This is a genomic window from Lysinibacillus sp. FSL L8-0126 (genome assembly GCF_038630385.1).
GTDB lineage: Bacteria > Bacillota > Bacilli > Bacillales_A > Planococcaceae > Lysinibacillus > Lysinibacillus fusiformis_D.
This window is the reverse complement of sequence record NZ_CP152028.1, coordinates 4421555-4446880: the sequence shown is the minus strand read 5'-3', so window position 1 is coordinate 4446880 and position 25326 is coordinate 4421555. Positions and strand designations below refer to the sequence as shown.

Below are 25326 nucleotides of genomic sequence, written 5' to 3'. Positions count from 1 at the left end.
TAGTAACTCCTTTTCTTAAGTAAATTTTAAATCAATTAAACATCCAGGTAAAGCTAATGGGGGAAAGAAAGGGGAATTGCCATGACTTTATATTTTGATCATCTGGTACATCAAGTAGAATCACCAGAAAATATAAAGGTTTTCTTCAATAAACGAAATGTCCGTACAGTGAACGGTGGTCAACACACGATGTGGGGGACTTATAATACGCTAAGCTATTTTGGCTTAAGCTATATTGAACAAATCGCTATTTATGATCGTGATTTATTTGAGCAAGCGGCTTTGTACCCTTATTCCCTACATTATACGTTTAAACGTGATCGTGAGCGCCAAGGATTTTCACGAATTGCCTTGCGCACCAAAAATATTGAAGACGAGGGTCAACGATTGCGTGCATTGGGCTTTGAAGTATATGGTCCCGATGCTTGTAGCCGAACAAGACCAGATGGCACGACACTAGAATGGAAGCTATTGCATTTTGGCATGCCCAACCTTTCATTGGATTTTCCATTCTTAATTGAATGGGCAGATGAAGATGAGGAACGTTTGGCACAATTAAAAGCTAGTGGTGCAATCGATGAAAACCAAGCCATCACAATGGAATCTATTCAGTTTTTTGTCAAGGATGTGGAGGAGACGGTTCAGCTTTGGCAAAAGGTATTACAGCTACCCGATTCCGAGCAGCATGAGCAATTTGTGTCACTACAGCTACCAAATATGCGCTTGGATTTTTATGAGGAGGCGGCAGCATCTGCCATGACGCTAGGGCATTTAAAGGAAGGACCCATCGGTGTAACATTGAAAGATCCACACCGAACAAAGGAAACATTAGTTTGTCCAGGTGCTTTTTATTGGATTAATAGATAAATTAAAAATCCACTTCAACAGTTGAAGTGGATTTTTATGTGCAAACATGTCAAAAAGCGGATTGAGCACTATTCATCTACCTCATCCACTTTCAATTTTGGAGCTTATAATTTTACAACATTTGATGCCTGGGGTCCTCGATTGCCTTCCACAACATCAAATGACACCTTCTGACCTTCTTCAAGTGTACGGAAGCCTTCCTCCTGGATGCCCGTAAAATGTACAAATACATCTTCTCCATCATCACATTCAATAAAGCCATAACCCTTTTCATTATTGAACCACTTTACGATCCCCTGTTGCATAAGCATTCGCCTCCAATGCGCTTGAATGTAAAATAAAGTTAACTAAGTTGTGCTATCATTGAGAAAATGTGAAAAATTGCATTTTCTCTTAGAACATACATGAATTGAACAAAGATGTCAATTGATTGTCGAAATGCTTGTGTATCTGGCTTTCTTTTTTTTCACAATTAAGACTATAATGGAAATGAACAACATAGAAAGTAGGATGCCAAATGACAACGAAAAATCAACCATTATCAGATTTAGAAATCGCTAGTCAAGCAGTAATCAAACCGATTACGGAAATTGCCAATGCTGCGGGTATTCCAGAGGATGCTCTTGAGCAGTATGGACGCTACAAAGCAAAAATTGATCCTTTAAAAATTACAGCTCAGGGTGAGGACGCAAAGGTTGTGCTAGTTTCAGCTATTAGTCCGACACCAGCAGGTGAAGGGAAGTCGACGGTTACTGTAGGACTAGCAGATGCTCTTCATCAATTAAATAAGAAAGTAATGGTCGCTTTACGGGAACCTTCATTGGGTCCAGTTATGGGCGTAAAAGGCGGGGCAACTGGCGGCGGCTACGCACAGGTTGTACCAATGGAGGATATTAATTTACATTTCACTGGTGACCTTCATGCGATTACAACAGCCAACAATGCTTTATCCGCATTCATTGATAATCATATCCATCAAGGAAATGCATTAAACATTGATCCACGACGCATTATTTGGAAGCGTGTGATGGACTTAAATGATCGTGCCCTTCGTAAAGTGGTTGTGGGATTAGGTGGCCCTGTTCAGGGCATGCCGCGCGAGGACGGCTTTGATATTACAGTGGCCTCCGAAATTATGGCGGTGTTCTGTTTAGCGACAAGTATTGAGGATTTACGTGAACGCATAGCTAGCATTGTGGTTGGCTATACATTTGAGCGTGAGCCTGTCTTTGTACGTGATTTACAAGTAGAAGGTGCCTTAACATTATTATTGAAAGATGCCTTCAAGCCAAACTTAGTTCAAACATTAGAAGGAACACCAGCTATTATACATGGTGGTCCATTTGCGAATATTGCCCACGGCTGTAATTCCATTATGGCGACACAAACTGCTCGCAAGCTAGCGGACATTGTCGTAACAGAAGCGGGCTTTGGCTCCGATTTAGGTGCTGAAAAATTTATGAATATTAAAGCACGTAAAGCGGGCTTTAAACCAAGTGCAGTCGTTATCGTAGCAACGATTCGTGCCTTAAAAATGCATGGTGGTGTACCGAAAACGGCACTTGTTGACGAAAATGTGAATGCCCTGCTACAAGGAATTGAAAACTTAGCTAAGCATGTTGATACGGTACGTACATTTGGTGTTGAACCGATTATTGCGTTAAATCGTTTTATTACAGACTCAGAGGCGGAGCTAGAGGCTGTTCTGAACTGGTGTCAGGAAAATCAAGTTCGTATTGCCCGTACAAATGTCTGGGAAGAGGGCGGGAAAGGCGGATTAGCACTAGCTGAACAAGTATTAGCTGTGCTTGAAGAAGAAAACAACTTCTCTCCTTTATATGATGTAACGGAGTCCATTGAAGAAAAAGTGCGTACGATTGTGCAAAAGGTATATGGCGGAAAAGATGTACAATTTACAGATCAAGCCAAAAAACAAATTGCTCAAATCGAAAAATTCGGCTGGGACTCTCTGCCAGTTTGTATGGCGAAAACACAGTATTCTTTATCCGACCAACCAAGTTTACTCGGCCGACCAGAAGGCTTTACGATCACAATTCGTGAAGTTATTCCAAAGCTTGGTGCAGGCTTCCTAGTTTGTCTGACAGGCGATATTATGACCATGCCAGGACTACCTAAAACTCCAGCTGCCCTTCGCATGAATGTTGATAATGAAGGCCATGCAGTAGGATTATTCTAATATCTTCTTTAAAGCTGCCCAACTTAAATGGGCAGCTTTTTTTAATGGATAAAGGGGAAAACTTGGTTCCTAGATGCTCTCTGCATAATTTGGAAGAGAGCTACTATTTATTTTCCGCACGACTCATCGTCTATTTACAATTCAAGGATGGCATAAATGTGAAATTTTAGTTGATTTCTTCATCTACTACATGAGTGAAAGTTCATAAAAGTTAATTTTTTTAAAAAATTTTAAGATTCTAGTGAAAATTAGGATCTTTTTTATGTTGCAAAAAAATCATGAGAACTTTCCTTATATAAATGTTTTTGGTATTTTTTATTAATAGTTCTCTGATTTTGGAAAGATAGAGCGGATTTTTACAACGCAGATTAATTGTCAAATGAATTTTTATTTAAAAAATACATTGAATTTTCTTTTTCTTTTAAATATAATTTACTTAATTCTAATTCGGAACACTGTTCCGATAATAGGAACATGGAGGGATGCAGTCTTGAAAATCGCAACAGATATTGGCGGTACTTTTACCGACTTAGTTTTCACAGATGAAAAAGGAAATCTTCATTTTGATAAGGGACATACAACACCTGGTCACTTTGAGGATGGCATATTAAATGTATTAGGACGACATGTTACAGAAGAATCTCTGATTGAATCATTTATTCATGGTTCAACGGTTATTATCAATACATTAACGGAAAGAAAAGGGGGCGTAGTTGGGTTAATTACAACTAAAGGCTTCCGTGACGTCATAGAAATTGCACGTGGGAATCGACCGGACTTATATAACTTTAAATATAAAAAGCCACAACCATTTGTAGAACGTTACTTACGACAGGAAATGGATGAACGCATCGATTTTAAAGGAAATATTATGAAAGCGCTTAACACCGAAGAAGTCGATGAAATCGTTCGTAAATTTAAAAAATTGGGTGTTGAGGCGATTGCCATTTCATTCATTCACGGCTATAAAAACCCTATTCATGAACAACAGCTAAAAGAGGAAATTTTAAAAATTTGGCCTGAGGTGTATATCACACTTTCAAGTGAAACCATTAAAGAATATCGTGAGTATGAAAGAACGAATACAACGGTGTTGAATTCTTATGTAAAGCCGATTGCCCATGCCTATTTAAAAAGCTTAAAAGAAAAATTAAGTACGATCGGTATTACAGACCATTTAAAAATTATGCAATCAAATGGTGGGACGACAAGCTTTGATAAAGCAATGGAGCTACCTATCAATTTAGTGGAATCTGGTCCTGTTGCGGGGATGTTTGGGGCAGCCAAATTAGGGCAGCTACTCAATGAATCGAATATTATTGCGTTCGATGTTGGTGGGACGACGGCAAAATGCTCCCTTATTACAGATGGCAAAGTAAATGTGACAACAGATTACTATATCGAAAGAAATGAAAAATTTGCGGGTTATCCAATTAAAACGCCTGTAGTGGATATTGTTGAAATCGGTAATGGCGGTGGCTCCATCGCACGTGTAGATCCATTTGGCTCGTTAAAGGTTGGTCCAGATTCTGCTGGTGCAAACCCAGGGCCAGTGGCATATGGCTTAGGCAATACACAGCCGACAATTACCGATGCAAATGTGTATTTAGGAAGATTATCATTAGAAAACTTTGATAATCCAGTATCCATTGACAAAGTAGAGGAGGCTCTAGTGGAAGCAATTGCGAAACCGTTTAATGTAACGGCAGAAGAAGCGGCTCAAGGTATTTTAGATATTGCGAACTCTAATATGTTAAATGCACTGAAGTTGATTTCGATTCGTAAAGGCTATGATCCAGAAGACTTCACAATGGTAGCATTCGGTGGTGGTGGCCCACTACATGCGATTAACCTAGCAGAAGAATTAGGTATGAAAAAAGTGATTATTCCATATGGTTCTTCCGTCTTTTCAGCATTAGGTATGATGATGACAGAATACCGACAAGATTATATTCAAACAAGTTTAATGGGCTTTGATGCCAACCATCTTGCGGCAATTCAAGAAAATATTGATCAGGCGATTGCCAATGCCTATGCGGATGCCCCTTTATCAAAGGATCATTATTATTTTGAGATTAATTATGATTTACGATACAAAGGACAAGAGCATGCAGTGAAATTGAACGCATCGACTAGCACGATTACAGAAGAGGGGCTACGCGAATTAGCGGAGGCTTTCCATGTTAAACATAAACAAGAGTTTTCATTTGATTTACCAGCTACGCCCATTGAGTTAGTCAATTTACATCTTACAATCTACGGAAAAGATGAGGCAGTTCAGTTTAAGGAACTAGACTTCTCACAGGTCGACGCTTCCACATGTATCAAAGCACAGCGTAATTTATATGTGAAGGGAACAGGTTGGGTAGAGGTCAATGTCTACGATCAACAAAAGCTCGTACCAGGTTATGTCATTGCAGGTCCTGCTATTGTGGAAAATCCAACATCTACGGTCGTAATCAATGACAAGCAATCCATTGAAATTGATAAATATGGCAATTTGATTGTAGAGATGGAGGGGAAATAAAACATGAAAAAAGACGTTTTTGCAGTAGAAATTATTCAAGATTCATTGCTAGCCATAGGGGACGAAATGTTTGTGGCTCTAGCACGTTCATCCATGAGCCCAGTTATTTATGAAGTATTAGACTACGCTTGTGGTTTAACGGATGCCAAAGGTAATTTAATTAGCCAAGGGAATGGTGTCACAAGCTTTATTGGGATGCTAAGTCCAATGGTGCAACGTGTTATTGAAAAATTCGATAATGGAAAGTTGCATGAAGGCGATGTCATTATTATTAACGACCCATATGTTGGGGGTGGATCGCATTTATCGGATGTGGGCTTAGTATTACCGATTTTTTATAAAGGTGAAATTATTGCTTACTCTGCCAATAAAGCACACTGGACAGAGGTAGGAGGGATGGACCCAGGTTCGTTTACAAGTAATTCTAATGAAATCTATCAGGAAGGTTTACAGCTACCGGGTGTCAAACTTTATCATAAAGGGGAGTTGAACGAGGCGGTCTATGAAATTATAGCAACGAACGTTCGTTTACCAGAGCTTTCAATTGGCGATATGTTTGCACAAGTGGCAGCCTTAAAAACAGGTGAAAAACGCATTGCAGAGCTTTGTCAGAAGTTTGGTGCTGAATCGGTGAAATTGTCCATTCAAAGATTATTGGACAAGGGGGAGAAAATTGTAGAGCTTGAGCTTCACCATTTACCAAAAGGTGAATTTTATGCGGAAGACTTTATTGAAGGGGATCCATTAAAGGGCGGACCCTATCCAATTAAAGTGAAAGTAACGATTAGTGATGAAGAATTTATTTGTGATTTTAGAGGCTCGCATCCTGCGGTCAATGTGCCAGTGAACTGTTCACAATTTGGTTTAATGGCAAGTGTGCGCGTTATGTTCTTAGCTTTACTTGGCGATATTGATGTAATTAACGAGGGTGTCTTTAAACGCTTAACGATTATCACAGATGAAAATTCGATTGTTTCCGCTAAACGTCCACATCCTGTATCCATGAACTTTGAGGCGCGTATTGGGGCTGCGGATTTAATTTGGAAAGCTCTTGCACCGCATTTGCCAGAAAGATTATCGGCAGGGCATTTACAGTCCGTTTGTACATTTATCTTAACAGGTAAAAACCCTGAAAATGATGAGTCGTTCCTAATTGTTGAACCATCTGTTGGTGGTTGGGGAGCAGCAAATGATGAGGATGGTCAAAGTGGGCAATACTGCATGGGAGATGGTGAAACCTATAACCTTCCTGTGGAAATTGCAGAAACAAAATACGGTATTCAAATTGACGAATATAGTTTAAACTGCGATGGTGCTGGTGTCGGTCAATTTAGGGGTGGCTTAGGTGTACGTCGTGTCTATACAGTCAATCATGATGGTCAAAAGGTTTCTGTGAACCTAGGCAGACATCAATTTGCGCCATTCGGTTTAAATGGTGGTGGGGAAGGCTCTCACAACTATTTAATCGTTCATAAAAAGGATGGAACGAAGGTTGGACCAGTAGGTGTACTTGCCAATTATGAATTGCAAAAAGGAGACCGTATTGAGCTTGTTACAGCAACTGGCGGTGGTTACGGCAATCCATTAGAAAGAAGCACGGAAGCCATTGAACGTGATTTATTAAATGAATATATTTCTGAAGAAGTGGCGAGAAAGCAATACGCTTATCTAAACGCTTAAGGGAGAAATAAATGACTGTCAAGACATTAAAAAACTCATTGGATATACTAGAATGCTTTGCTACGACAGAAAACGCATTAGGTGTTCGTGAAATTTCACGCATGATGAAGTTGCCGACAAGTGTTGTGCAAAGAACCATTAATACATTTACAGAAGCGGGTTATTTAATACAGGATGAATACACTAAAAAATATAAATTAGGTTACAAAATGTACCTTTTTTATGATGTGCTATCGAATTCAAAAGACCCACACTCGACCATTTATGAATTAATGCAAAATCTTGCTAGTGAAATGAATGAATCAGTATTTCTTACTTATATGGACAATGAATATGGTGTCACAACAAAAATAGCCGAAAGCAATAAAAATGTAAAGTATGCGGTGTCTTTAGGAACGAAGACACCCCTTTACATCGGTGCTTCCTGTAAGGTGATGTTTGCCTATTTAGAGGAGAACAGACAGCTCGAATTAATAGCCTTCTTTCAAGAGGAACAATCGAAAGAAGAACATAAGTCCTACCTTGAATCATTAAAGGGAGAGCTGCAGCAAATCCGTCGCAACAACTGGTGTGGAACGGTTGGGGAGTATAATGAACATGCATTTGGCATCAGTGTACCATTATTTAACTATAAAAAAGAAATCATCGCATCTCTTACAATTTCTGGTTTGGTATATGATTTAAATGATCAAAGGGAGAAATATATGCTTGAACAGTTAGTGAAAGTAGCTCAGCAAATACAATCACACATTTCAAAACTATAACAACAATAGGGGAGCTGTCACTATGAATAATAAAGTATTACATCCTAGGGCTTTAGAGCCTGTAACGTTACTAATGATCGTCTTAACATCTGTCGTTGGGGCTATTATTGGGATTCAACTGATTACAACTTTAGGGATTTCTGCTAATACATCGATCGTTGGGGCAATATTTGCGATGATTCTCGGAAGAATACCAATAGGAAAGCTCATTGCATTCAAATCCGTGCACAGACAAAATATTATTCAAACGGCGATTTCATCGGCTACATTTAGTGCAGCAAGTAGCTTAATGCTGCCAATCGGTATTCCATACGTTTTAGGTTATGAAAATTTAGTTTTACCATTGTTTATCGGTGTTATTTTAGCGATGTTTGTTGATGCTTTATTATTATATAAATTTTTTGATACAAAGATTTTCCCGGCAGCAGGTACTTGGCCACCAGGGATTGCAACTGCTGAAGCTATTAAAGCTGGCGATAAAGGCGGTAAAAATGCAAAGGTATTAGTTGGTGGTGTATTAATCGGTATCGTGGGAGCTGTTCTTAAAATTCCAATGTCAGCTTTTGGGGTGGCGTTCATCGGCAATATTTGGGCGCTGACGATGTTTGGAATTGGTCTTTTACTAAGAGGCTATTCTGTTCAATTATTTAATGTTGATTTAAATGCCTATTATATTCCACATGGTATTATGATTGGTGCCGGAATTGTGGCTCTTTTCCAAGTAGCATTTACATTAATGAATAAACGCTCTGCTAAAAAGTCAGAAGAGTTAAGCTATTCAAAAGATGCTAAAGAAATTCGCCAAGGTTTTGGTGTAGGGTTTATTGCTTATTTAGTCATTGCATTATTAATCGCCCTTTTAGGCGGAATAATTACACATATGTCATTCGGTATGTTAATAGGCTTCATCATTTTCGCAACAATTGCAGCATTTGTCCATGAGCTAATCGTTGGTATTGCAGCGATGCATGCAGGTTGGTTCCCAGCATTTGCAGTGGCATTTATTACACTAATTGTTGGTATTTTAATAGGTTTCCCAGCACCAGCACTTGCTTTATTAGCAGGCTATAGTGCCGCTACGGGGGTAGCATTTGCCGATATGGGCTATGATTTGAAAACAGGTTTCATTTTACGTGAAAATGGTAGTGACCCAGCTTTAGAAAAAGAAGGACGCAAGCAGCAAATGATTGCGGGTATGTTAGCCTTCTCGATTTCAGCAGTAGTTGTTCTACTTTCCTATAAATCTTATTTTGCACAAGGTTTAGTAGCACCAGTGAATCATGTCTATGCAGCGACAATTCAATCAGGTGTTACAGGCGATGTAGCGAAACAATTAATGATTTGGGCGATTCCTGGTGCATTGATTCAATTAATAGGTGGTTCAAAACGACAAATGGGTATCCTGTTTGCTACTGGTTTATTACTGATTAACCCGATTGCTGGTTGGGCTGTATTAGTGGGTATCTTGCTTCGTGTTATTTTCACGTATATGACGAAAGGCAAGAGAGAATCTGAAATGACGGTCTTTGCAGCGGGTGTCATTGCTGGAGATGCGTTGTATAGCTTCTTCTCTTCTATTCTAAAAATAGGGAAATAGAAAGGAGTAAGGAAATGGCAAAAGTATTATCATATGAGGATGGGATTGCTGCAGTTTATGGAGGAGCAATCCTTGGTGGTGGCGGAGGTGGTCTCCTAGAGGAAGGGCTCAAGCTAGTGGAGGAAATCTTTGCTGCTGGGACACCTCAATTAATGGATATCTCTGAATTAAATCATGAGGACTTAGTGGCATGTGTAGCAATGGTCGGCGCACCATCAGCAGCCGATCAATACATTTCTAGCGAGCAGCTTTGTTGGAGCTACCATAGTATGAATCACTATTGCGATCAACGTCTGAAGGGCATCATTACGAATGAAAATGGTGCCAATACGACGATTAATGGCTGGTTACAGTCGGTCCTATTAAATGTCCCAGTCGTTGACGCTCCTTGTAATGGTCGAGCACATCCGACAGGTATTATGGGTTCTTTAAATCTACATGAACAACCAAATTATCAATCCGTACAATTTTACGCAGGAGGAAAAGCTCATTTTGCAGTTCAAGGCTTTGTGGAAGGAACTTTACACAATACGGCAAAAACAGCACGTCAAGCCTCTATTTTAGCGGGTGGGCTTGTAGGCGTAACAAGAAATCCAGTGACGATTGACTATCTACAGAAGCATGGTGCACCAAATGCCATCACAATGGCCATTGAGCTTGGCTATGGCTTTTTAAAGGGACAAACTTTTGAAGAAAAATTAGCTCATGTTTTACAGCAATTGAATGGGGTACACATCGTTTCAGGTGCAGTAAAGAAATATTCATTAACGAAGGAAAATGGCTTTGATGTTGGGAAATTAGCAGTTGGTGATTATCACCTAACTTTCTGGAATGAATATATGACGTTATCGAAGGAAGGACAGGTGCAATCGAAATTTCCAGATCTCATTATGACATTCGATATCGAAAAAATGATTCCTGTGCCAAGCGCAAGTATTCAAGAGGGGATGCATGTAGCAGTTATCCACGTAGACCAAGCTAATTTGAAATTAAGTTCAACGATGCAAAATGAAGCCCTTTTACAGGAAATTGATGCAATCATTCAAGACGTACTGTAAAGAAAAAAGACAAAACAGTAAAAGCTGCCATCATCTACTTGATTGTAAGGGTAGTGACCCCTTAAAGTTAGAGTTTTTATTTATGCAGCTAATTGGCTGGCATGAGTTCGGTATTTTACCGGACTCATGCCGGCCAATTTTTGTTTAATACGTTCGTTGTTATAGTAGTGGATATATTTTTCAATTTTCTTTTTTAACACGTCATATGAGACTAATTCTTCCCCGTAATACATTTCTTGTTTGAGTAAGCCAAAGAAGTTTTCCATTGCTGCATTGTCTGCACACGTTGCTTTGCGAGACATGCTTTGGAAAATCTTGTTCTGCTTTAATGTTTTCACCCATTTATTATGTTGATAGTGCCAGCCTTGATCTGAATGGATTGTTGTTCGATATTCTGCACGTTCTCGAATGACTGGAAGGGCTTGTTTCAATGAGTCCAGCACAAAATCCATTGTAGGCCGTTTAGACATACTGAACCCAATAACCTCTCCGTTATATAAGTCCATAATTGGGCTCAGATATAGTTTTTCATCATCTGTACATTTGAATTCAGTTACGTCTGTCACCACTTTTTGTACGGCGTAATGCGTATAGAAACGGCGATTTAAACGATTTTTCGCCACTTTTCCAACCGTACCTTTATACGATTTATAGCGCGACTTGCGGACGAATTTCTCACATTTCAAATCTAATTCCTGCATAATGCGCTGTACTTTTTTGTGATTAATGATGTAGCCTTGCGCTTTTAACTCCGTATGTATACGACGATAGCCATATCGTCCTTCATGTTTCTTAAACGTCTCTAAAATCAATGTTTGCCATCCCTTATCTGGATCTTCCTGATGCAGTTGCTTGATGTGATAATGATACGTAGCTTCTGGAATATCTACACGCATTAAAATGTCTTTTAATCGGAATCCTTCTTCTTTGAGTTCAAAGGCAATGACTGCTTGTGCTTTCCGAGGAATGCTTCCGGGTTCTCTCGAAAAGCCTTCAACTTTTTTAAGTATGCCACCTCTAGACGAAGCAGTTCATTTTCACGTTCTAACTGCTCCTCACGTGACATTTCTTTTTCTTGTTTAGTTGGTTTTGATTTTTTCGACATAGATGGGCGCCCCTTTGCTTTTTCTTGCAGGCCCTCTATCCCTTCTTCCAGAAATTTTTGGTTCCATTTAGCGATTAAACGTGGATTGTTCATCTTAAATTGAATCGCTGTCTCTTGATAGGAAGCACCTGTTTGTTTCATAAAGTGTAATACATCTACTTTAAATTGAACAGAATAGACTTCCTTACTTCTTTTTCGTTTAATACCATTATTCCCATATGCTTTGTAGGCAGCTACCCATGTTCTAATTGCTGTAGTAGATGGAATGGAATATTTTTTAGCTAATCGTTTAAGACCTATTTTTCCTGTTAAATACTCTTTCACAACCTTTAACTTAAATTCATCGCTATATTTTGCCATAAAAAAACACCCCAAAAGTTTTTTACTCTAACTTTTGGGGTGCAGCACCAAGATGGGCAGCTTTTATTTGTCCTTCAGCGGGAGGGTCATACTTTTTATCAAAATTGTTCCTACTTCCTTTATCGCTTCATACATTTATGGCTTACATGTTTTTCATTCTAATGAGCACAACTCATTGAACATGGTGTTCACAAGCTGTAAACAAGGATCGTGCACGATTTTCATTAATGGGAGGAGCTACGTTCATACATACTCAAATAATTGACTAGAAGAAGGTAACAACCATTAATAAAAAACAATTCACTTTTGCTACATCTAGTGAAATCCTTTTGGTCATGCATCAAACTAACTTGTTGTTCATATTTTTTGGCATGTACATATGGCTATGCGGGTTAAACAAAGAATTTCTAAGGGAAAGTGTTCACTTTTATTTGTTTAGATGATTGGTTTTCAATACGCACGTCATCTTTAAAACAGGTTATTCAATTGTAAGCCCGCTGAAGTTGATGTTCCATTTGTCAAACACATAGCTGTTGTACACGACTAAAAAAATATGAGATACAGAACAAATAGATTGTTCTGTACGTTTATCATATAATATTCAGAAAAATTTGTCAATTGAAATGATGTTGTTTTTTTATTTTACTACATTACCTTTTACTCGAAAAAGTACAGTATAATCTTATAGGAAAGGAATGAGAGTACATGATGGATCATTTAATGAATAAAGTACGTGAAGTATATGCACAATTTGATGCTAGTCATGATTTTCAACATATTGAACGCGTTTATCAAAACGCATTAGCTATCTTACATACCGAGCCTACAGCAGATGTTGAGGTGGTCAAAATAGCGGTGCTTTTGCATGATGTTAGTGACAAAAAGTATACTGATAGCAAGGAACAGGAAGAACAGCTTATTGCAGAGTTACCTGTTAGAGAGGAAAAAAAGCGGCATATTCGAGACTGTATCGCACAAGTGTCGTTTAATGGTGGAAATGAGCTAGAAGCAACCTCATTGGAAGCAAAGATTGTTCGAGATGCTGATCGTTTAGATGCGATTGGGGCTATTGGCATCGCTAGAACATTTGCTTACGGTGGAGCAAAAGGTCGCAAGCTATATGATAAGGACGAAGACGCACGTACAAATATGTCTGAGTCAGAATATCGTCAAAAAAATACTGCATCTGTTACGCATTTTTATGAGAAATTACTACTACTAAAAGATTTAATGGTGACAGAAAAGGGCAAGCAAATGGCCTTAGAGCGTCATCAATTTATGGAAAGCTTTTTAAAGCAATTACAGCACGAAATCGGTCAATAGCACAAAGAACCGCCTTTGAATTTACCCCTGTCAAGTAGACTGTTTTAAAAAGACTAAGCAGCTATCTGATGTCGATATTCTATCGGTGTCAGATGGTTGAGTAGTTTTTGGAAGCGTTTATAGTTATACTGTTCAACAGCTCGGATCATTTCCTCTTCAGAATGATCTTGTAAAAGATACAAACATTCTCTTTTAAAGTGTGAGAAGAATGATTCAATGCAGGTGTTATCGTGGCAATTACCTTTGCGGGAATGGCTGCCAATCATGCCAAGTTGTTCAATTGTTTGATGATATTTAAGGGATGTGTATTGAAAGCCTTGATCTGAGTGGATGATGCTTCGATAACACATTTCTTTTTGTTGTTAACCCGCTTAATGTGTCCATCATCAGCTGTAAATCATTCCATTTGCCTACTTGCCAAGCCACAATTTCGTTGTTGTTTAAATCTTGAATGGCAGACAGATATAGAAAGCCTGTTTCTGTCGGTAAATACGTAATGTCTGTGACGAATACTTCATTCTTTGCACGGTCTTTAAATTGGCGTTCTAACACATTGTCAAATGTACGTGATACTTGATTTTTCCACACGCGACGTTTCTTACGGATGATGGATTGGATGCCTAATTCGCTCATTAATCGATACACTTTTTGTGATTCACCTTAAATCCTTTATCACGTAAAGCGATTTTTATGCGTGGATAACCATACATTTTATTTGTTTGATGAATGGTTAAAATGTGTTCTTTTCAGAGGATATCATCCTGTTTCCGCAACGATACCTTGCTATTTTTCAACCACTTATAATAGCCGGAACGTTGGATTTTCGCCATTTCTGCAAGCCACGTAATCGGATAACGGTCTTTCATTTCTTCAATTATTTGATAACGATCTGGATAAGTGGGCATTCCTCCATTTACAGATTTGGGTACTGCTTTTTTAAGTATTCTATCTGTGCCTTGTAGTAGTCACGTTCTTCTTCTATATCCTTGAAGTGAATCCGTTTGCCTTTGAACGGATTTTTTACGTCTTTTGCCCCTGACCCTGAAGATGGAAGACGGTTAAACGCTTCAATCGATTCTACTTCTTTAAATTTTCTCAACCATACCTTTACTTGTGAAACATTACGAATCTCGTATTTTTCCACAACCTTTTGCATACTTTCTTCTCCCGCCAAATAAGCCTGTGCTACTTCTAATTTCAACTCATTTGAATACGTATTATTTTTTCTCGACATAGAAAAACCCCCTTAAAGTAAACTGTTATCTACAGCGTACTGTAGTTTTTTTAACATTGTCTACCTAAAGGGGATAATATCACCTTAGAAATTATTGAAATTAGCCATTATGGTTTTCAACATAGTATCACTTTTATTTGCCATTCCTAAAATTTTTATCAGTTCATTATTCCTATTTTATATTTAGTTATTTATAATCACTTTACTTACAGATATTGATAATAAAATTTATATTATCACATTTGAATCAGGAGGCAAAGCGCTACTGTTAGACCACACCCTATTGGTAGGAAATGGAGTTACCACAATTCTATAAATCCATCTTTTTTAAGTTCTTAGACTTCCTTTAGTATTAAATATATTATAAACAGTAATAAAGTTACTATGCCAATTTCATATACTATTCTCACAATATCAAGCTCATAAATTGGATAATAATCATCAACTTGGAGTTCCTTAGATTGTAATTGCCATAAAGGAACATACCTTTTATCATAAAATTCAAGTTGAGGCCCCCACTTTAATGATACTGGTACAAATAATATGCCAATGCAGGAAATTATTACGAAATATACAGAGAGTAAAAATTTTTTCAACAATACCAAATCCTTTCTAATAAATGCATTATTTACATATTTTACTTTAAAAGTATATATATATGCATTATAATATGAGTGAATTACAAAAAGGAGGTAATAAAATGTTTGAAAAAGCTTTTGGTTCATTATTTTTAGCGTCAATTTTTTGTTTTTCAATAGTTCCAACATCTTTTGCGAGTACCTCTTCATCCGATTGTAAGGTAGATGGTATGAAGATTGAAAGCGAAGATACTATGACTTCAAAAATACCCATTAGCCTAGAGATGCAAACGCAATTACAGTCCTCTGAAGGTGTATCATCTGTAATTATTACAGATAAGTCAGTATTGGAAGAAATTGCAGTAGAACAAGGTTTAGAAGAAGTTCCTGTTAGAATTGAATATGAATATACACCTTCAGAAACAGACTTTAGTAAACCAGACCAAGAAGTTACTCCGTATGCGAAAGGCGAAATATGTTATGTAAAAGACTTAGGGTCTGGCTGGTATAACGAAAATTACCCATATAAAACCTTCTTTATAGATGGTCCAGATACCTTTAAAATATCAGAAAAGAAAAGTTTTAAATCAACTTTTGACGGAACTTTTGGTGCCTCTAAAGCTGGTCTCGAAGCTAAAATCGGATTTAAGTTGGAGCAGGATTTCACTGTTGAGTTCACAAGTAATACACCAATCAAAGCAGATGAAAGCATCTATTTCGAACTTTTCACAACTCACCATAAAGTTCAGTATGCTGTAGATACTGGTTCTACATGTAATTTCGGACATGCTTATAAACCAGATGGTACTTTCATTAAAAAAACCGTTTATAAAAAATAAGATTAATCACCACAAAACACAAAATCCCATGGGAAAGCAGACAGGTTTGCTTTTCCGTGGGATTCTTTTATCATTGTTTGACTAAACTTAACTTTTTTGAAACATAAATATGAGCACTAGCGTCGCATTAAAATAAATCAACGCTTTTTTAAAAAGTAAACTCGAATAAAAATTTTTTGGACTTACCCCTGTCAAGTAGACTGTTTTAAAAAGACTACGCAGTAATTTTACCCCTTAATGCATGACGATTATTGATGTTTTTTTCTAAAATGAACACAAAGTTAGCAATAGTTAAAACTAAATTTTTGACGACTGCTAACTCCATAAAAAATCCCCATTAAAAAATAGGATAGTTGTTGACATAACCCTGTTATTGTAATAAATTAGTTGAAATTTTTTTAATAAAATCGGCCGTACTTGCATATTGAGCAATTTCAGCACCCGTAAAATGTATCGAATTATCTGAACTCTCTTCTATAAAGCTGTATCGTTTTTCAAATAGCATAAATATCGTGTTGAACTCTTCTTCTAGGTGGCTATTTGCCTGTGTTAAGCTATGGTCCTTGAAATAGATTTGGACAAATATATTCGTGCATTTGCCCTTGTCATTTGTTGCTCTACATTTGAACCAATAATCATTGTATTTTGAATCAAACGTAAAACGGCGATTTTGCACTTTTTCTTTTTCTGCAACTCATTTTTTATTTTCATAAAAACTAGCAACTTCCCAATTTGATTTCTTGATTGAAACTAATAATTCTTCCTTTATGTCTATGCTCTCAGCAAGCATCATATCAAAGCCAATAGCAGTACTTTGGCTAACTTCTTTCCTATCTGTTACGTTTACATGGTCAATGTTTGCCCCACTCTGTTTGACTAACTTTAGTAATTCAAAAAAACGATCCAAGTCTTGTTCCTCAAAATACGCAATGTCTAACGCAGTAAGGGAATAAAGATTTGCCCAAATATTTTTATCAGAAATAAATAGTAATTCATCATCGGTAGAAACGGCAAACCATTGCTTGTATTACATTCGTATCTAAAACCACAGGACATAGAACAAGGAATCATCAAGCTTTGTCAGCTTATGCACACGAATTTACAGGACATTCACCCATCGTAAGTACGGGTTGTTGTTCTTTGTTTACCTGTCAAATGATGTTATGATGAATAATGGATATCAATAATCGTCTACATAAAAATCGTGTGGGCATGAACAATACCTAACATGAAAGAGATGGAATAGTGGAATGAGTCATTTAATCGTACAAAATCTAACCAAAACGGTGGGCGATAAAACGCTTTTTCAAAATATTGAATTTACCATTTATGAAGGAGAGCGAGCAGGCTTAATCGGTATTAATGGAACGGGCAAATCAACCCTGTTATCCATTTTAGCTGGAGATATAGAAGCAGACATGATAACAGTCGATCGTCCGAATAAATACCGTGTTGCCTATTTGCCACAGGAGCCGACATTTAATGCTGGAGAAACGGTTTTACAGGCTGTCTTTGCAGGCGATTCACCGATTTTACAACTCAATCGCCAATATGAAGATACAGTAGCTGCACTAGCTGTCAACCCAACATCCGAAAGTTTACAAAAGACATTGTTTAGTCTGCAACAGCGCATGGATGAAGAGCAGGCATGGGATGTTAATGCCCTTGCGAAAACGGCATTAACGAAGCTAGGCATCGAAACATTCGATAAAGAGGTGTTAACGCTATCAGGTGGTCAGCAAAAACGAGTTGCCTTAGCCAAAGTGTTAATTGAACCTGCAGATCTTTATTTATTGGATGAACCTACCAACCATTTAGATGTGGAGTCAACGGAGTGGCTCCAAGAAATGGTGCTACGTCTAAAGGGTGCAGTCATTTTCATCACCCACGATCGTTATTTCCTCGATGAATTATCGACACATATTTATGAGCTTGCAGATCAAACGTTGTATCGTCATACAGGAAATTATGGTGATTATTTAGAGTCACGTGCTATTCGTGAGGAAATGAAGGCTGCCTCTGCGCAAAAGGATCGCAACCGTTATCGTTCAGAGTTGAAATGGATTCGTCGTGGTGCGAAGGCACGTTCAACTAAGCAAAAAGCGCGTATTCAACGCTTTGAAAAGCTGGAGGATAACCTAGAGCGCAAATCAGAGGATGTTTCATTGGAATTGGGCCTTGCAACTACACGCCTTGGTCGAAAAGTGCTAGAGGCTGAAAATATTTCGAAAGCCTTCGGACAGCAAAAAATTCTTGAACACTTTTCATTTTTACTACAGCAGGGGGACCGTATCGGCATTATTGGTGCGAATGGTGTAGGAAAATCAACTTTATTGAACATGCTGGCAGGTGAGCTAACACCCGATCAAGGTGAAATTCTTGTAGGGTCAACAGTGAAGCTTGCACATTTCAAGCAAACATTGCCGAAAATGAATGAAAATGAGCGTATGATTGAATATATACGTGAGGCTTCTAATGATATTACCGATGCAGAGGGCGTTCGCTATTCAGCGGCTCAAATGTTAGAGCGCTTTTTATTCCCGCTGCACGCCCATGGTACACCAATTGGAAAATTATCTGGTGGTGAGCGCAAACGTCTTCATTTATTACGTTTATTAATGGAGCAACCAAATGTTTTATTACTTGATGAGCCAACCAATGACCTGGATATTGAAACATTGGGTGTGTTAGAGGATTTCATTGAGCATTTCCCTGGCGTTGTCATCACGATTTCCCATGACCGTTTCTTCCTAGACCGAATTGCGAAAAAGTTATGGATATTGGATGGACAAGGACAGGTAGAGGAAACGCTGGATCTATACAGTGAGTATTTAGAGAAGCGCGAGCAGGCAGCTACTGTCAAAGCAGAGGCGCCAAAAGTCGAAAAGGCGAAGACCGAAAAGCCAAAATCAGACAAGAAAAAGCTATCGTTTAAAGAGCAAAAGGAATGGGAAACGATTGCAGATGACATTGAAAAGACGGAAACAGCCATTATGGAGACCGAAGACGGAATCGCGAATGCGGGCTCAGATTTCACGAAATTACAGGAATTAACAGCTAAGTTGGATGAGCTAAATGCTCACTATGAGCATCTGATTGAAAGATGGTCTTATTTAGATGAAATTGTCAACGGATAAGGAGCGATAGACATGAAGATTATTACAATTGAACCGACGCCAAGTCCCAATTCGATGAAGATTGTCGTTGATACAGAGCTACCGTTCGGGAAAAGCTATAATTTTACAAAGGATAATAAAGACGAGGCAACTGGCGAGGCTGCAGCCATTTTAGCTATTGAAGGGGTAAAGGGCGTTTACCACGTAGCCGATTTCTTTGCTGTTGAGCGTAATGCCAAATATGCATGGGAAGGCATTCTTGCAAATATTCGTCAAGTGCTAGGGGAAGATGTACAAACACAAGATGAAACCGTTGTAGCCAATGAATTTTATGGTGAGGTTTATGTGCATGTACAGTTTTACAAGCAAGTGCCACTACAAGTAAAAGTTTTTGATAATCAGCGCGAACATCGTGTTAGCTGTGGCGACCGCTTTGTTGATGCCTTTAATCAAATTATTGAGTCGGCAGTAGATGAAAACTATATTTTCCAACGCAAATGGATTGATTATGGTGTACGCTATGGCGAGCTTGAGGATATAGCAGAAACAGTCAAGCAGGAGATCGATGTCACGTATTCTGCGGAGCGTTTAGCAGAAATTGTCACAGCTATTAATAATGATGATGAAAAAGCAGTGATTAAAACAGCTAAAATAAAAGTGACAGTGGAGCAGTTCAATCAACCAGAATGGGAGAAACGCTTCCAGTTGCTCGATCAAATGGCTGATCCAGAGCTAGATGATTTACCATTACTTGATTTAGCCTTACAGGATGAACAGATGTCCATTCGTCGACTAGCGACTGTCTACTTAGGCATGATTGAAGATGTGGCTGTTGTGCCTTATTTAGAAAGAGCCTTACAGGATAAAAGTGCAGCGGTACGTCGAACAGCAGGCGACTGTATGAGTGATCTTGGCCTTGTAGAATTTGAAGAAGCCATGCAGCAAGCCTTGCAAGATAAAAACAAATTGGTTCGCTGGCGTGCAGCGATGTATTTATATGAGGTCGGCACGGAGCAATCTTTACCAGCACTAAAAGCGGCTGAGGATGATAAAGAATTCGAAGTGAAATTACAAGTGAAAATGGCTATTGCTCGTATCGAACAAGGTGAGGAAGCAAAAGGCTCGGTCTGGAAGCAAATGACCGAATCCCGTCAACAATAAACAGGAAAAAACCAGCAGCTGCTGGTTTTTTTCGTTTTAGGAGGGGATAGGGTGGTTGTTCGCTCTCAAATAAAAGAAAAGGTCGCTCATAAGTAGCGTGAGGCTCAGCTCTAAAAGGAGAACAAGTCTTTCAAAAGTAGGATGCACCGACTCACTCACTATAAAATCAAGCACCCCAAAATCGAACCATAAACTCTTCTTTATTCAAAAAATCTATCAAAAATTCACGTAAAACAGAATAATTTGTCATTTTCTAGCGTTTTATTGCTAAACAAAAAGTTAAGGTCATTCTAGGAATCATTAACATATTGTCTAGTTTCATAGAGAAAGGACAATGATAAAATAACATAAATTCAGAATATTCTATAAAAATAGGGGGCCTTTGCATGACAGTAACTAGTTTGAAAGCAACGAAATCGTATGTGCGTGATCGTGAGGCGGTCATTGCATTAACACAGAAGCTTGTGCGAATTGAAAGCGTTTACCGTGAGAACGATCCGAAGGGTAATGAGCAAGAGGTGGCAACTTTTGTAGCCTCTTATTTACGAGATATTGGCATCGAAACGCATGTAGAGGAAGTTGTGCCAGGGCGACCGAATGTAATTGGCATTATTGATTCGGGCAAGCCTGGGAAAACATTACTTTTCGAAGGACATACAGATGTCGTGACAGAGGGCAATCGAGAGGCTTGGGCTTATGATCCATTTGGAGCAGAGATTGTGGATGGGCGTATGTATGGCAGGGGAACGAATGATACAAAGGGGAATCTGGCTTGTATGATTACGGCTTGCCAGTCATTGCTGCTAGATCGAGAGGAGTTTACTGGCAAGATTATTTTATGTATTCCTTGTGATGAAGAGGGGCTAATGCTTGGCATTAAGCATTTTATTAAAAATGGCTGGGCTGATGGAGTGGATGGCGCGATTATCTGTGAGCCACAGGAAAATAATGTATGTATTGCACAGCGTGGGGCCATACGTTTACAAGTAGATATTTTCGGTAAAATGGCGCATGGTGCTATTTCGTGGAGCGGTATAAATCCAAACTGGCGTATGGCGCGTTTTATCGTAGAACTTGAAAAATTGGAAAAAGAGGAGCAAGCACGATTAGGGCGTGATCCGATGCTGAATTGGCCATCTATTACACCAACGATTTTACGTGCGCCGGTTAAAGGTGATGCACAAATCAATGTCATTCCAGATCATTGTATGACGACGCTCGACATCCGCACGGTGCCTGCTCAGGATCATAATGAGCTAGTAGGCAAAATCGAGGCCATTATTAAACGATTACAAGCAGATGACCCTGATTTTAAAGTCGAACTAACGGTGCTTGATAATCGGCCAGCTACTGCAACGGCTAAGGAAGATCCTGTGGTACAGGCTATTTATGAGGCAGTGGCAGAGGTGACGGAGAAAGAACCGAAATATAATGGTGTTCCGGGCGCGACAGATGGTACGTTTCTTCATGTTCATGGCATCCCGATTGTGACGGTCGGTGCTGGAGATCGCGAAATCCCTCATCAAATCAATGAATATGTAGAGCTTGAAGAATTAGCAGAAACAACGGCTATTTACCGTTTAGCAGCATTAAAATTTTTGGCGGGTGATGAACAATGACGTCAATAAAAATGGCCGTCATACCAGGGGATGGCATAGGAAAAGAGGTAATGCAGGAAGCATTAAAGGTGCTGACATGTTTGCAGGAACAGGACAGTTCCTTACACATTGAAACGACCATTTTTCCTTGGAGCTCTGATTATTATGTGCAGCACGGCTGTATGATGCCCGAGAATGCATTGGAAACACTTCAAACATATGATGCGATTTTATTTGGTGCAATTGGCGATGCTCGTGTGCCAGATGATGTCACGGTTTGGCAATTAATTATGCCTATTCGGAAACATTTCCAGCAGTATGTGAATTTCCGTCCTATTAAATCGTTGCCAGGGATAGCATCTCCCTTAACGAATGGTAAAGACATTGACTTTGTCATCTTCCGTGAAAATGCGGAGGGCGAATATTCGGATAGTGGTGGTCGACTGTATCAGCAGCAGCCACAGGAAATGACCATTCAAAATACCATTATGACGCGGATTGGCATTGAAAAAATTGTCCGAGCTGCCTGTAATTATGCCAAGCAACATGGTAAAACCAATATCACCAGTGCGACAAAATCGAATGCCATTATTCATTCGATGAAATTTTGGGATGAACAGACAAAAAAAACGGTGGCACAAAGCTCATCAGACCTACAGTTGAAATCCATTTATATTGATGCTTTGGTAGCCTATTTTGTCGAACGTCCACAGGATTTCGAGGTGGTTGTGGCGTCCAATTTATTCGGCGATATTTTATCCGATTTAGGCTCAGCTATTGTCGGGGGACTTGGTCTGTCTCCATCGGCAAACCTGAATCCAGAAAAGGATTTTCCATCGATGTTTGAGCCTGTTCATGGGTCTGCACCAGATATTGCAGGTAAGGGCATTGCTAACCCCATTGCACAAATTTGGTCGCTTGCCTTACTTCTTGGACATCAAGGTAGAAGCGATTTAGAACAGCTCATTGTTAAGGCGATTACAACAGTGCTACAGGAAGGTATCGTAAAGACAGCAGATATTGGTGGACAAGCGACAACGGCACAAATGGGCGATGCAATTTGTCAGGAAATCATTAATAGGACTTTAACAGCAGGAGGTGTTTAGGATGGCAATCGAGCAAAAGGTGGTCGTAGTTACAGGTGCAGGAGGCGGTATGGGAAAAGCGATTATTCAAGAGCAGCTAAAGCAGGGTAATCAGGTTGTAGGGCTTGATTTATCAATAGATGCACTATCAGATATCGCCCATGATTCATTACAATGTGTTGAAGTCAATGTATTGCAGGAGGAACGTGTTCAAAGCATTTGCCAACAGGTTTTTGACAAGTATGGCAGAATAGATGGCCTTGTCAATGCACTAGGAATTGCCCAGTCAGCGACACCGATTGAGCAGGTCACGATGGATGAGTGGAACCGTTTAATGGATGTCAATGTAAAAAGCTTGTTTATCACGACAAAAGCAGTTGTTCCTTTTATGAAAAAACAGCAAGGGGGCTCCATTATTACAATAGCCTCTATTTCTGCCGTGCGTCCTAGACCAGGCTTACAGGCTTATATTGCCTCAAAGGGGGCGGCAGAAAGCTTTACAAGAGGGCTTGCAATTGAACTTGCATCAAGCCAAATTCGCGTTAATACGATTCATCCAGGCCCAGCTGACACACAAATGCTTGGTCAATTTGCTGCACAGGATGCTGATATAGAGCAAACGAAGCAAAATGTGTTTGTGCAGTCTGTCCCACTTGGGCGCTTAGTACAGCCAGCGGATATAGCAGGGGCAGTCAGCTATTTATTGTCTGATGCGGCAAGTATGGTCACTGGAACGACATTGCATGTAGATGGTGGTCGTGGATTATAGGAGGGGTACGATGAGAAAAATTCCTATGTTAATTAATGGGGAGTGGGTTCATGGTGAAGAAGAGACACACCTAGAAGTTAAAAATCCCTCGACAGGGGAAGTGATTGCACAAATTAGCAATGCAAGTAAAGCGCATGTGGAACAAGCAGTACATTCAGCCCGTCTAGCGTTTGAAGGACAAGACTGGCGTCAATGGAAGGCCTATGAACGGGGGCAGTTATTAATTGAATTTGCCCATTATATTCGACAGCATGCAGAGGAATGGAGTTTACTAGAATGTCGAGACGTAGGAAAGCCCTTATCACAGGCAAGAGCAGATATTGAAGCAGCGGCTCGCTATTTTGAATTTTATGGTGGTGCAGCGGATAAGGTGATGGGGGATACCATTCCGATTGAGGATGGACTATTAAATGCGGTAGTGCTAGAGCCAGTTGGCATTACGGTACATATTGTGCCATGGAATTATCCGATTCAAATTACGGCAAGAAGTGTCGCAGCGGCTATAGCAACTGGTAATGCTGTGATTGTGAAAAGTGCAGAGGATACACCCCTGACAACACATGCCATCGCTGAATGGTTTGCCAATAAAGTGCCGAAAGGGATTTTCCAGCATATTACAGGATTGGGGCGAGAGGTTGGGCTCTATTTAACGTCACATCCCGATATTAATCATATTACGTTTACGGGTTCTGTGCCGACAGGGATAGCGGTGATGAAGGCAGCAGCAGAAAATGTTGTGCCTGTGACATTAGAGCTTGGAGGAAAATCGCCTAATATTGTGTTTGCAGATGCCGATATGGAGCAAGCATTAGAGGGGGTTGTACGTGCCATTATTCAAAATGCCGGTCAAACTTGCTCTGCAGGGGCACGTTTACTCATTGAAGAAAGTATTAAAGATACATTCATTGCACAACTAGCGCAAAAATTCCAAGCGATACAAGTTGGACCTGGGGAAGCGGATATGGATATGGGACCGCTATTAAATGAACGCCAATATACGAAAATCACGGCATTATTACAACAAGCAAAGACAGATGGCTATGTGATTACGGGTGGCGAACCAGTGACGATAAAAGGCTATGAAAAGGGCTTTTATGTACAGCCAACTATACTGGATGGCGTTGATCCAAATGATCCATTAGCGCAGGAAGAAATTTTCGGCCCTGTCTTAACCGTCCTGCCATTTTCCAGCGCAGACGAGGCCATTGCATTAGCCAATAGCACTGACTATGGCTTAGTCGCTGGTGTTTGGTCACAGCATATTGATACAGCTCATTATGTGGCAAGTCGCGTGCAGGCTGGACAAGTATTTATTAATAATTATGGGGCTGCAGGTGGCATTCAAATGCCATTTGGCGGCTATAAAAAAAGCGGAATTGGTCGAGAGAAGGGCTTTGTTGCACTGCGAAACTATACGCAAATGAAAAACATCGCTATACGCTATGCACCACCTAATCAACAGTGAGAT

General features: G+C 39.4%; 23 protein-coding genes. 15 read left to right on the top strand and 8 right to left on the bottom strand.

The features are described 5' to 3' along the window. Positions 1 to 81 precede the first annotated feature (81 nt). Complete coding sequence (locus MHI34_RS21630; protein ID WP_036123010.1) at positions 82 to 867, top strand: VOC family protein; 786 nt, start codon at positions 82 to 84, stop codon at positions 865 to 867. Positions 868 to 971: 104 nt separating this feature from the next. Here MHI34_RS21630 and MHI34_RS21625 read toward each other — a convergent pair whose 3' ends face one another. Then, positions 972 to 1172: a cold-shock protein gene (locus MHI34_RS21625; RefSeq protein WP_004269397.1), complete on the bottom strand. Its 201-nt coding sequence runs from the start codon at positions 1170 to 1172 to the stop codon at positions 972 to 974. Between the two features lie 212 nt (positions 1173 to 1384). Between MHI34_RS21625 and MHI34_RS21620 the strand changes: the two genes are divergently transcribed. The 6 genes from MHI34_RS21620 to MHI34_RS21595 all read left to right on the top strand — a co-directional run bounded on the left by MHI34_RS21620 (position 1385) and on the right by MHI34_RS21595 (position 10690). Further along, positions 1385 to 3064, top strand: a complete 1680-nt coding sequence (locus MHI34_RS21620) for a formate--tetrahydrofolate ligase (protein WP_089932530.1) — start codon at positions 1385 to 1387, stop codon at positions 3062 to 3064. A 490-nt stretch (positions 3065 to 3554) separates the two neighbouring features. After that, positions 3555 to 5591 (top strand): hydantoinase/oxoprolinase family protein, encoded by a 2037-nt coding sequence (locus MHI34_RS21615; RefSeq protein WP_089932528.1) that lies wholly within the window; start codon positions 3555 to 3557, stop codon positions 5589 to 5591. Positions 5592 to 5594: 3 nt separating this feature from the next. Then, positions 5595 to 7271: a hydantoinase B/oxoprolinase family protein gene (locus MHI34_RS21610; RefSeq protein ID WP_342503958.1), complete on the top strand. Its 1677-nt coding sequence runs from the start codon at positions 5595 to 5597 to the stop codon at positions 7269 to 7271. An 11-nt stretch (positions 7272 to 7282) separates the two neighbouring features. Then, positions 7283 to 8035 (top strand): IclR family transcriptional regulator, encoded by a 753-nt coding sequence (locus MHI34_RS21605; protein WP_036123024.1) that lies wholly within the window; start codon positions 7283 to 7285, stop codon positions 8033 to 8035. A gap of 22 nt (positions 8036 to 8057) precedes the next feature. Continuing rightward, entirely contained in the window at positions 8058 to 9632 is a 1575-nt protein-coding gene (locus MHI34_RS21600) for an OPT/YSL family transporter (RefSeq protein WP_342503957.1), read from the top strand. A gap of 14 nt (positions 9633 to 9646) precedes the next feature. Further along, positions 9647 to 10690 (top strand): DUF917 family protein, encoded by a 1044-nt coding sequence (locus MHI34_RS21595; RefSeq protein WP_330493839.1) that lies wholly within the window; start codon positions 9647 to 9649, stop codon positions 10688 to 10690. Between the two features lie 80 nt (positions 10691 to 10770). Here the strand turns inward: MHI34_RS21595 and MHI34_RS21590 are convergent, their stop codons facing one another. Beyond that, complete coding sequence (locus MHI34_RS21590; RefSeq protein WP_230593949.1) at positions 10771 to 11658, bottom strand: IS3 family transposase; 888 nt, start codon at positions 11656 to 11658, stop codon at positions 10771 to 10773. Beyond that, a complete protein-coding gene (locus tag MHI34_RS21585) occupies positions 11598 to 12155 on the bottom strand; it encodes a helix-turn-helix domain-containing protein (RefSeq protein ID WP_089933748.1) in 558 nt (185 codons plus the stop codon). Before MHI34_RS21585 ends, MHI34_RS21590 begins: the two co-directional genes overlap by 61 nt. Positions 12156 to 12863: 708 nt before the next feature. On the opposite strand from MHI34_RS21585, the gene MHI34_RS21580 reads away from it, so the two are divergent. Beyond that, positions 12864 to 13478, top strand: coding sequence for an HD domain-containing protein (locus tag MHI34_RS21580; protein ID WP_342504495.1), 615 nt, complete (start codon positions 12864 to 12866; stop codon positions 13476 to 13478). 294 nt (positions 13479 to 13772) lie between these two features. Here MHI34_RS21580 and MHI34_RS21575 read toward each other — a convergent pair whose 3' ends face one another. The 3 genes from MHI34_RS21575 to MHI34_RS21565 all read right to left on the bottom strand — a co-directional run bounded on the left by MHI34_RS21575 (position 13773) and on the right by MHI34_RS21565 (position 14712). Next, on the bottom strand, positions 13773 to 14123 hold the full coding sequence (locus MHI34_RS21575; protein WP_155273183.1) for a hypothetical protein: 351 nt from the start codon (positions 14121 to 14123) through the stop codon (positions 13773 to 13775). 101 nt (positions 14124 to 14224) lie between these two features. Further along, positions 14225 to 14383 (bottom strand): hypothetical protein, encoded by a 159-nt coding sequence (locus MHI34_RS21570; protein WP_155273184.1) that lies wholly within the window; start codon positions 14381 to 14383, stop codon positions 14225 to 14227. An 8-nt stretch (positions 14384 to 14391) separates the two neighbouring features. Beyond that, positions 14392 to 14712, bottom strand: a complete 321-nt coding sequence (locus tag MHI34_RS21565; RefSeq protein WP_271912921.1) for a transposase — start codon at positions 14710 to 14712, stop codon at positions 14392 to 14394. 700 nt (positions 14713 to 15412) lie between these two features. Between MHI34_RS21565 and MHI34_RS21560 the strand changes: the two genes are divergently transcribed. Next, positions 15413 to 16129, top strand: coding sequence for a hypothetical protein (locus MHI34_RS21560; RefSeq protein WP_036121539.1), 717 nt, complete (start codon positions 15413 to 15415; stop codon positions 16127 to 16129). Between the two features lie 370 nt (positions 16130 to 16499). Here the strand turns inward: MHI34_RS21560 and MHI34_RS21555 are convergent, their stop codons facing one another. Both MHI34_RS21555 and MHI34_RS21550 read right to left on the bottom strand, forming a co-directional pair. Continuing rightward, a complete protein-coding gene (locus MHI34_RS21555; RefSeq protein ID WP_145991324.1) occupies positions 16500 to 16805 on the bottom strand; it encodes a hypothetical protein in 306 nt (101 codons plus the stop codon). 18 nt (positions 16806 to 16823) lie between these two features. After that, positions 16824 to 17036: a hypothetical protein gene (locus MHI34_RS21550; RefSeq protein WP_036121542.1), complete on the bottom strand. Its 213-nt coding sequence runs from the start codon at positions 17034 to 17036 to the stop codon at positions 16824 to 16826. Between the two features lie 343 nt (positions 17037 to 17379). On the opposite strand from MHI34_RS21550, the gene MHI34_RS21545 reads away from it, so the two are divergent. The 6 genes from MHI34_RS21545 (at position 17380) to MHI34_RS21520 (ending at position 25323) form a co-directional block, all read left to right on the top strand. Beyond that, a complete protein-coding gene (locus MHI34_RS21545) occupies positions 17380 to 19266 on the top strand; it encodes an ABC-F family ATP-binding cassette domain-containing protein (RefSeq protein ID WP_036121545.1) in 1887 nt (628 codons plus the stop codon). Between the two features lie 12 nt (positions 19267 to 19278). Further along, positions 19279 to 20406: a virulence factor gene (locus MHI34_RS21540; protein WP_342503956.1), complete on the top strand. Its 1128-nt coding sequence runs from the start codon at positions 19279 to 19281 to the stop codon at positions 20404 to 20406. A gap of 386 nt (positions 20407 to 20792) precedes the next feature. Beyond that, complete coding sequence (locus MHI34_RS21535) at positions 20793 to 22025, top strand: M20 family metallopeptidase (RefSeq protein ID WP_342503955.1); 1233 nt, start codon at positions 20793 to 20795, stop codon at positions 22023 to 22025. Continuing rightward, positions 22022 to 23110 (top strand): tartrate dehydrogenase, encoded by a 1089-nt coding sequence (locus MHI34_RS21530; RefSeq protein WP_058844696.1) that lies wholly within the window; start codon positions 22022 to 22024, stop codon positions 23108 to 23110. Before MHI34_RS21535 ends, MHI34_RS21530 begins: the two co-directional genes overlap by 4 nt. A 1-nt stretch (position 23111) precedes the next feature. After that, positions 23112 to 23858 (top strand): glucose 1-dehydrogenase, encoded by a 747-nt coding sequence (locus MHI34_RS21525; protein WP_036127354.1) that lies wholly within the window; start codon positions 23112 to 23114, stop codon positions 23856 to 23858. A 10-nt stretch (positions 23859 to 23868) separates the two neighbouring features. Beyond that, positions 23869 to 25323 (top strand): aldehyde dehydrogenase family protein, encoded by a 1455-nt coding sequence (locus MHI34_RS21520; protein WP_089932518.1) that lies wholly within the window; start codon positions 23869 to 23871, stop codon positions 25321 to 25323. Positions 25324 to 25326: the final 3 nt, after the last annotated feature.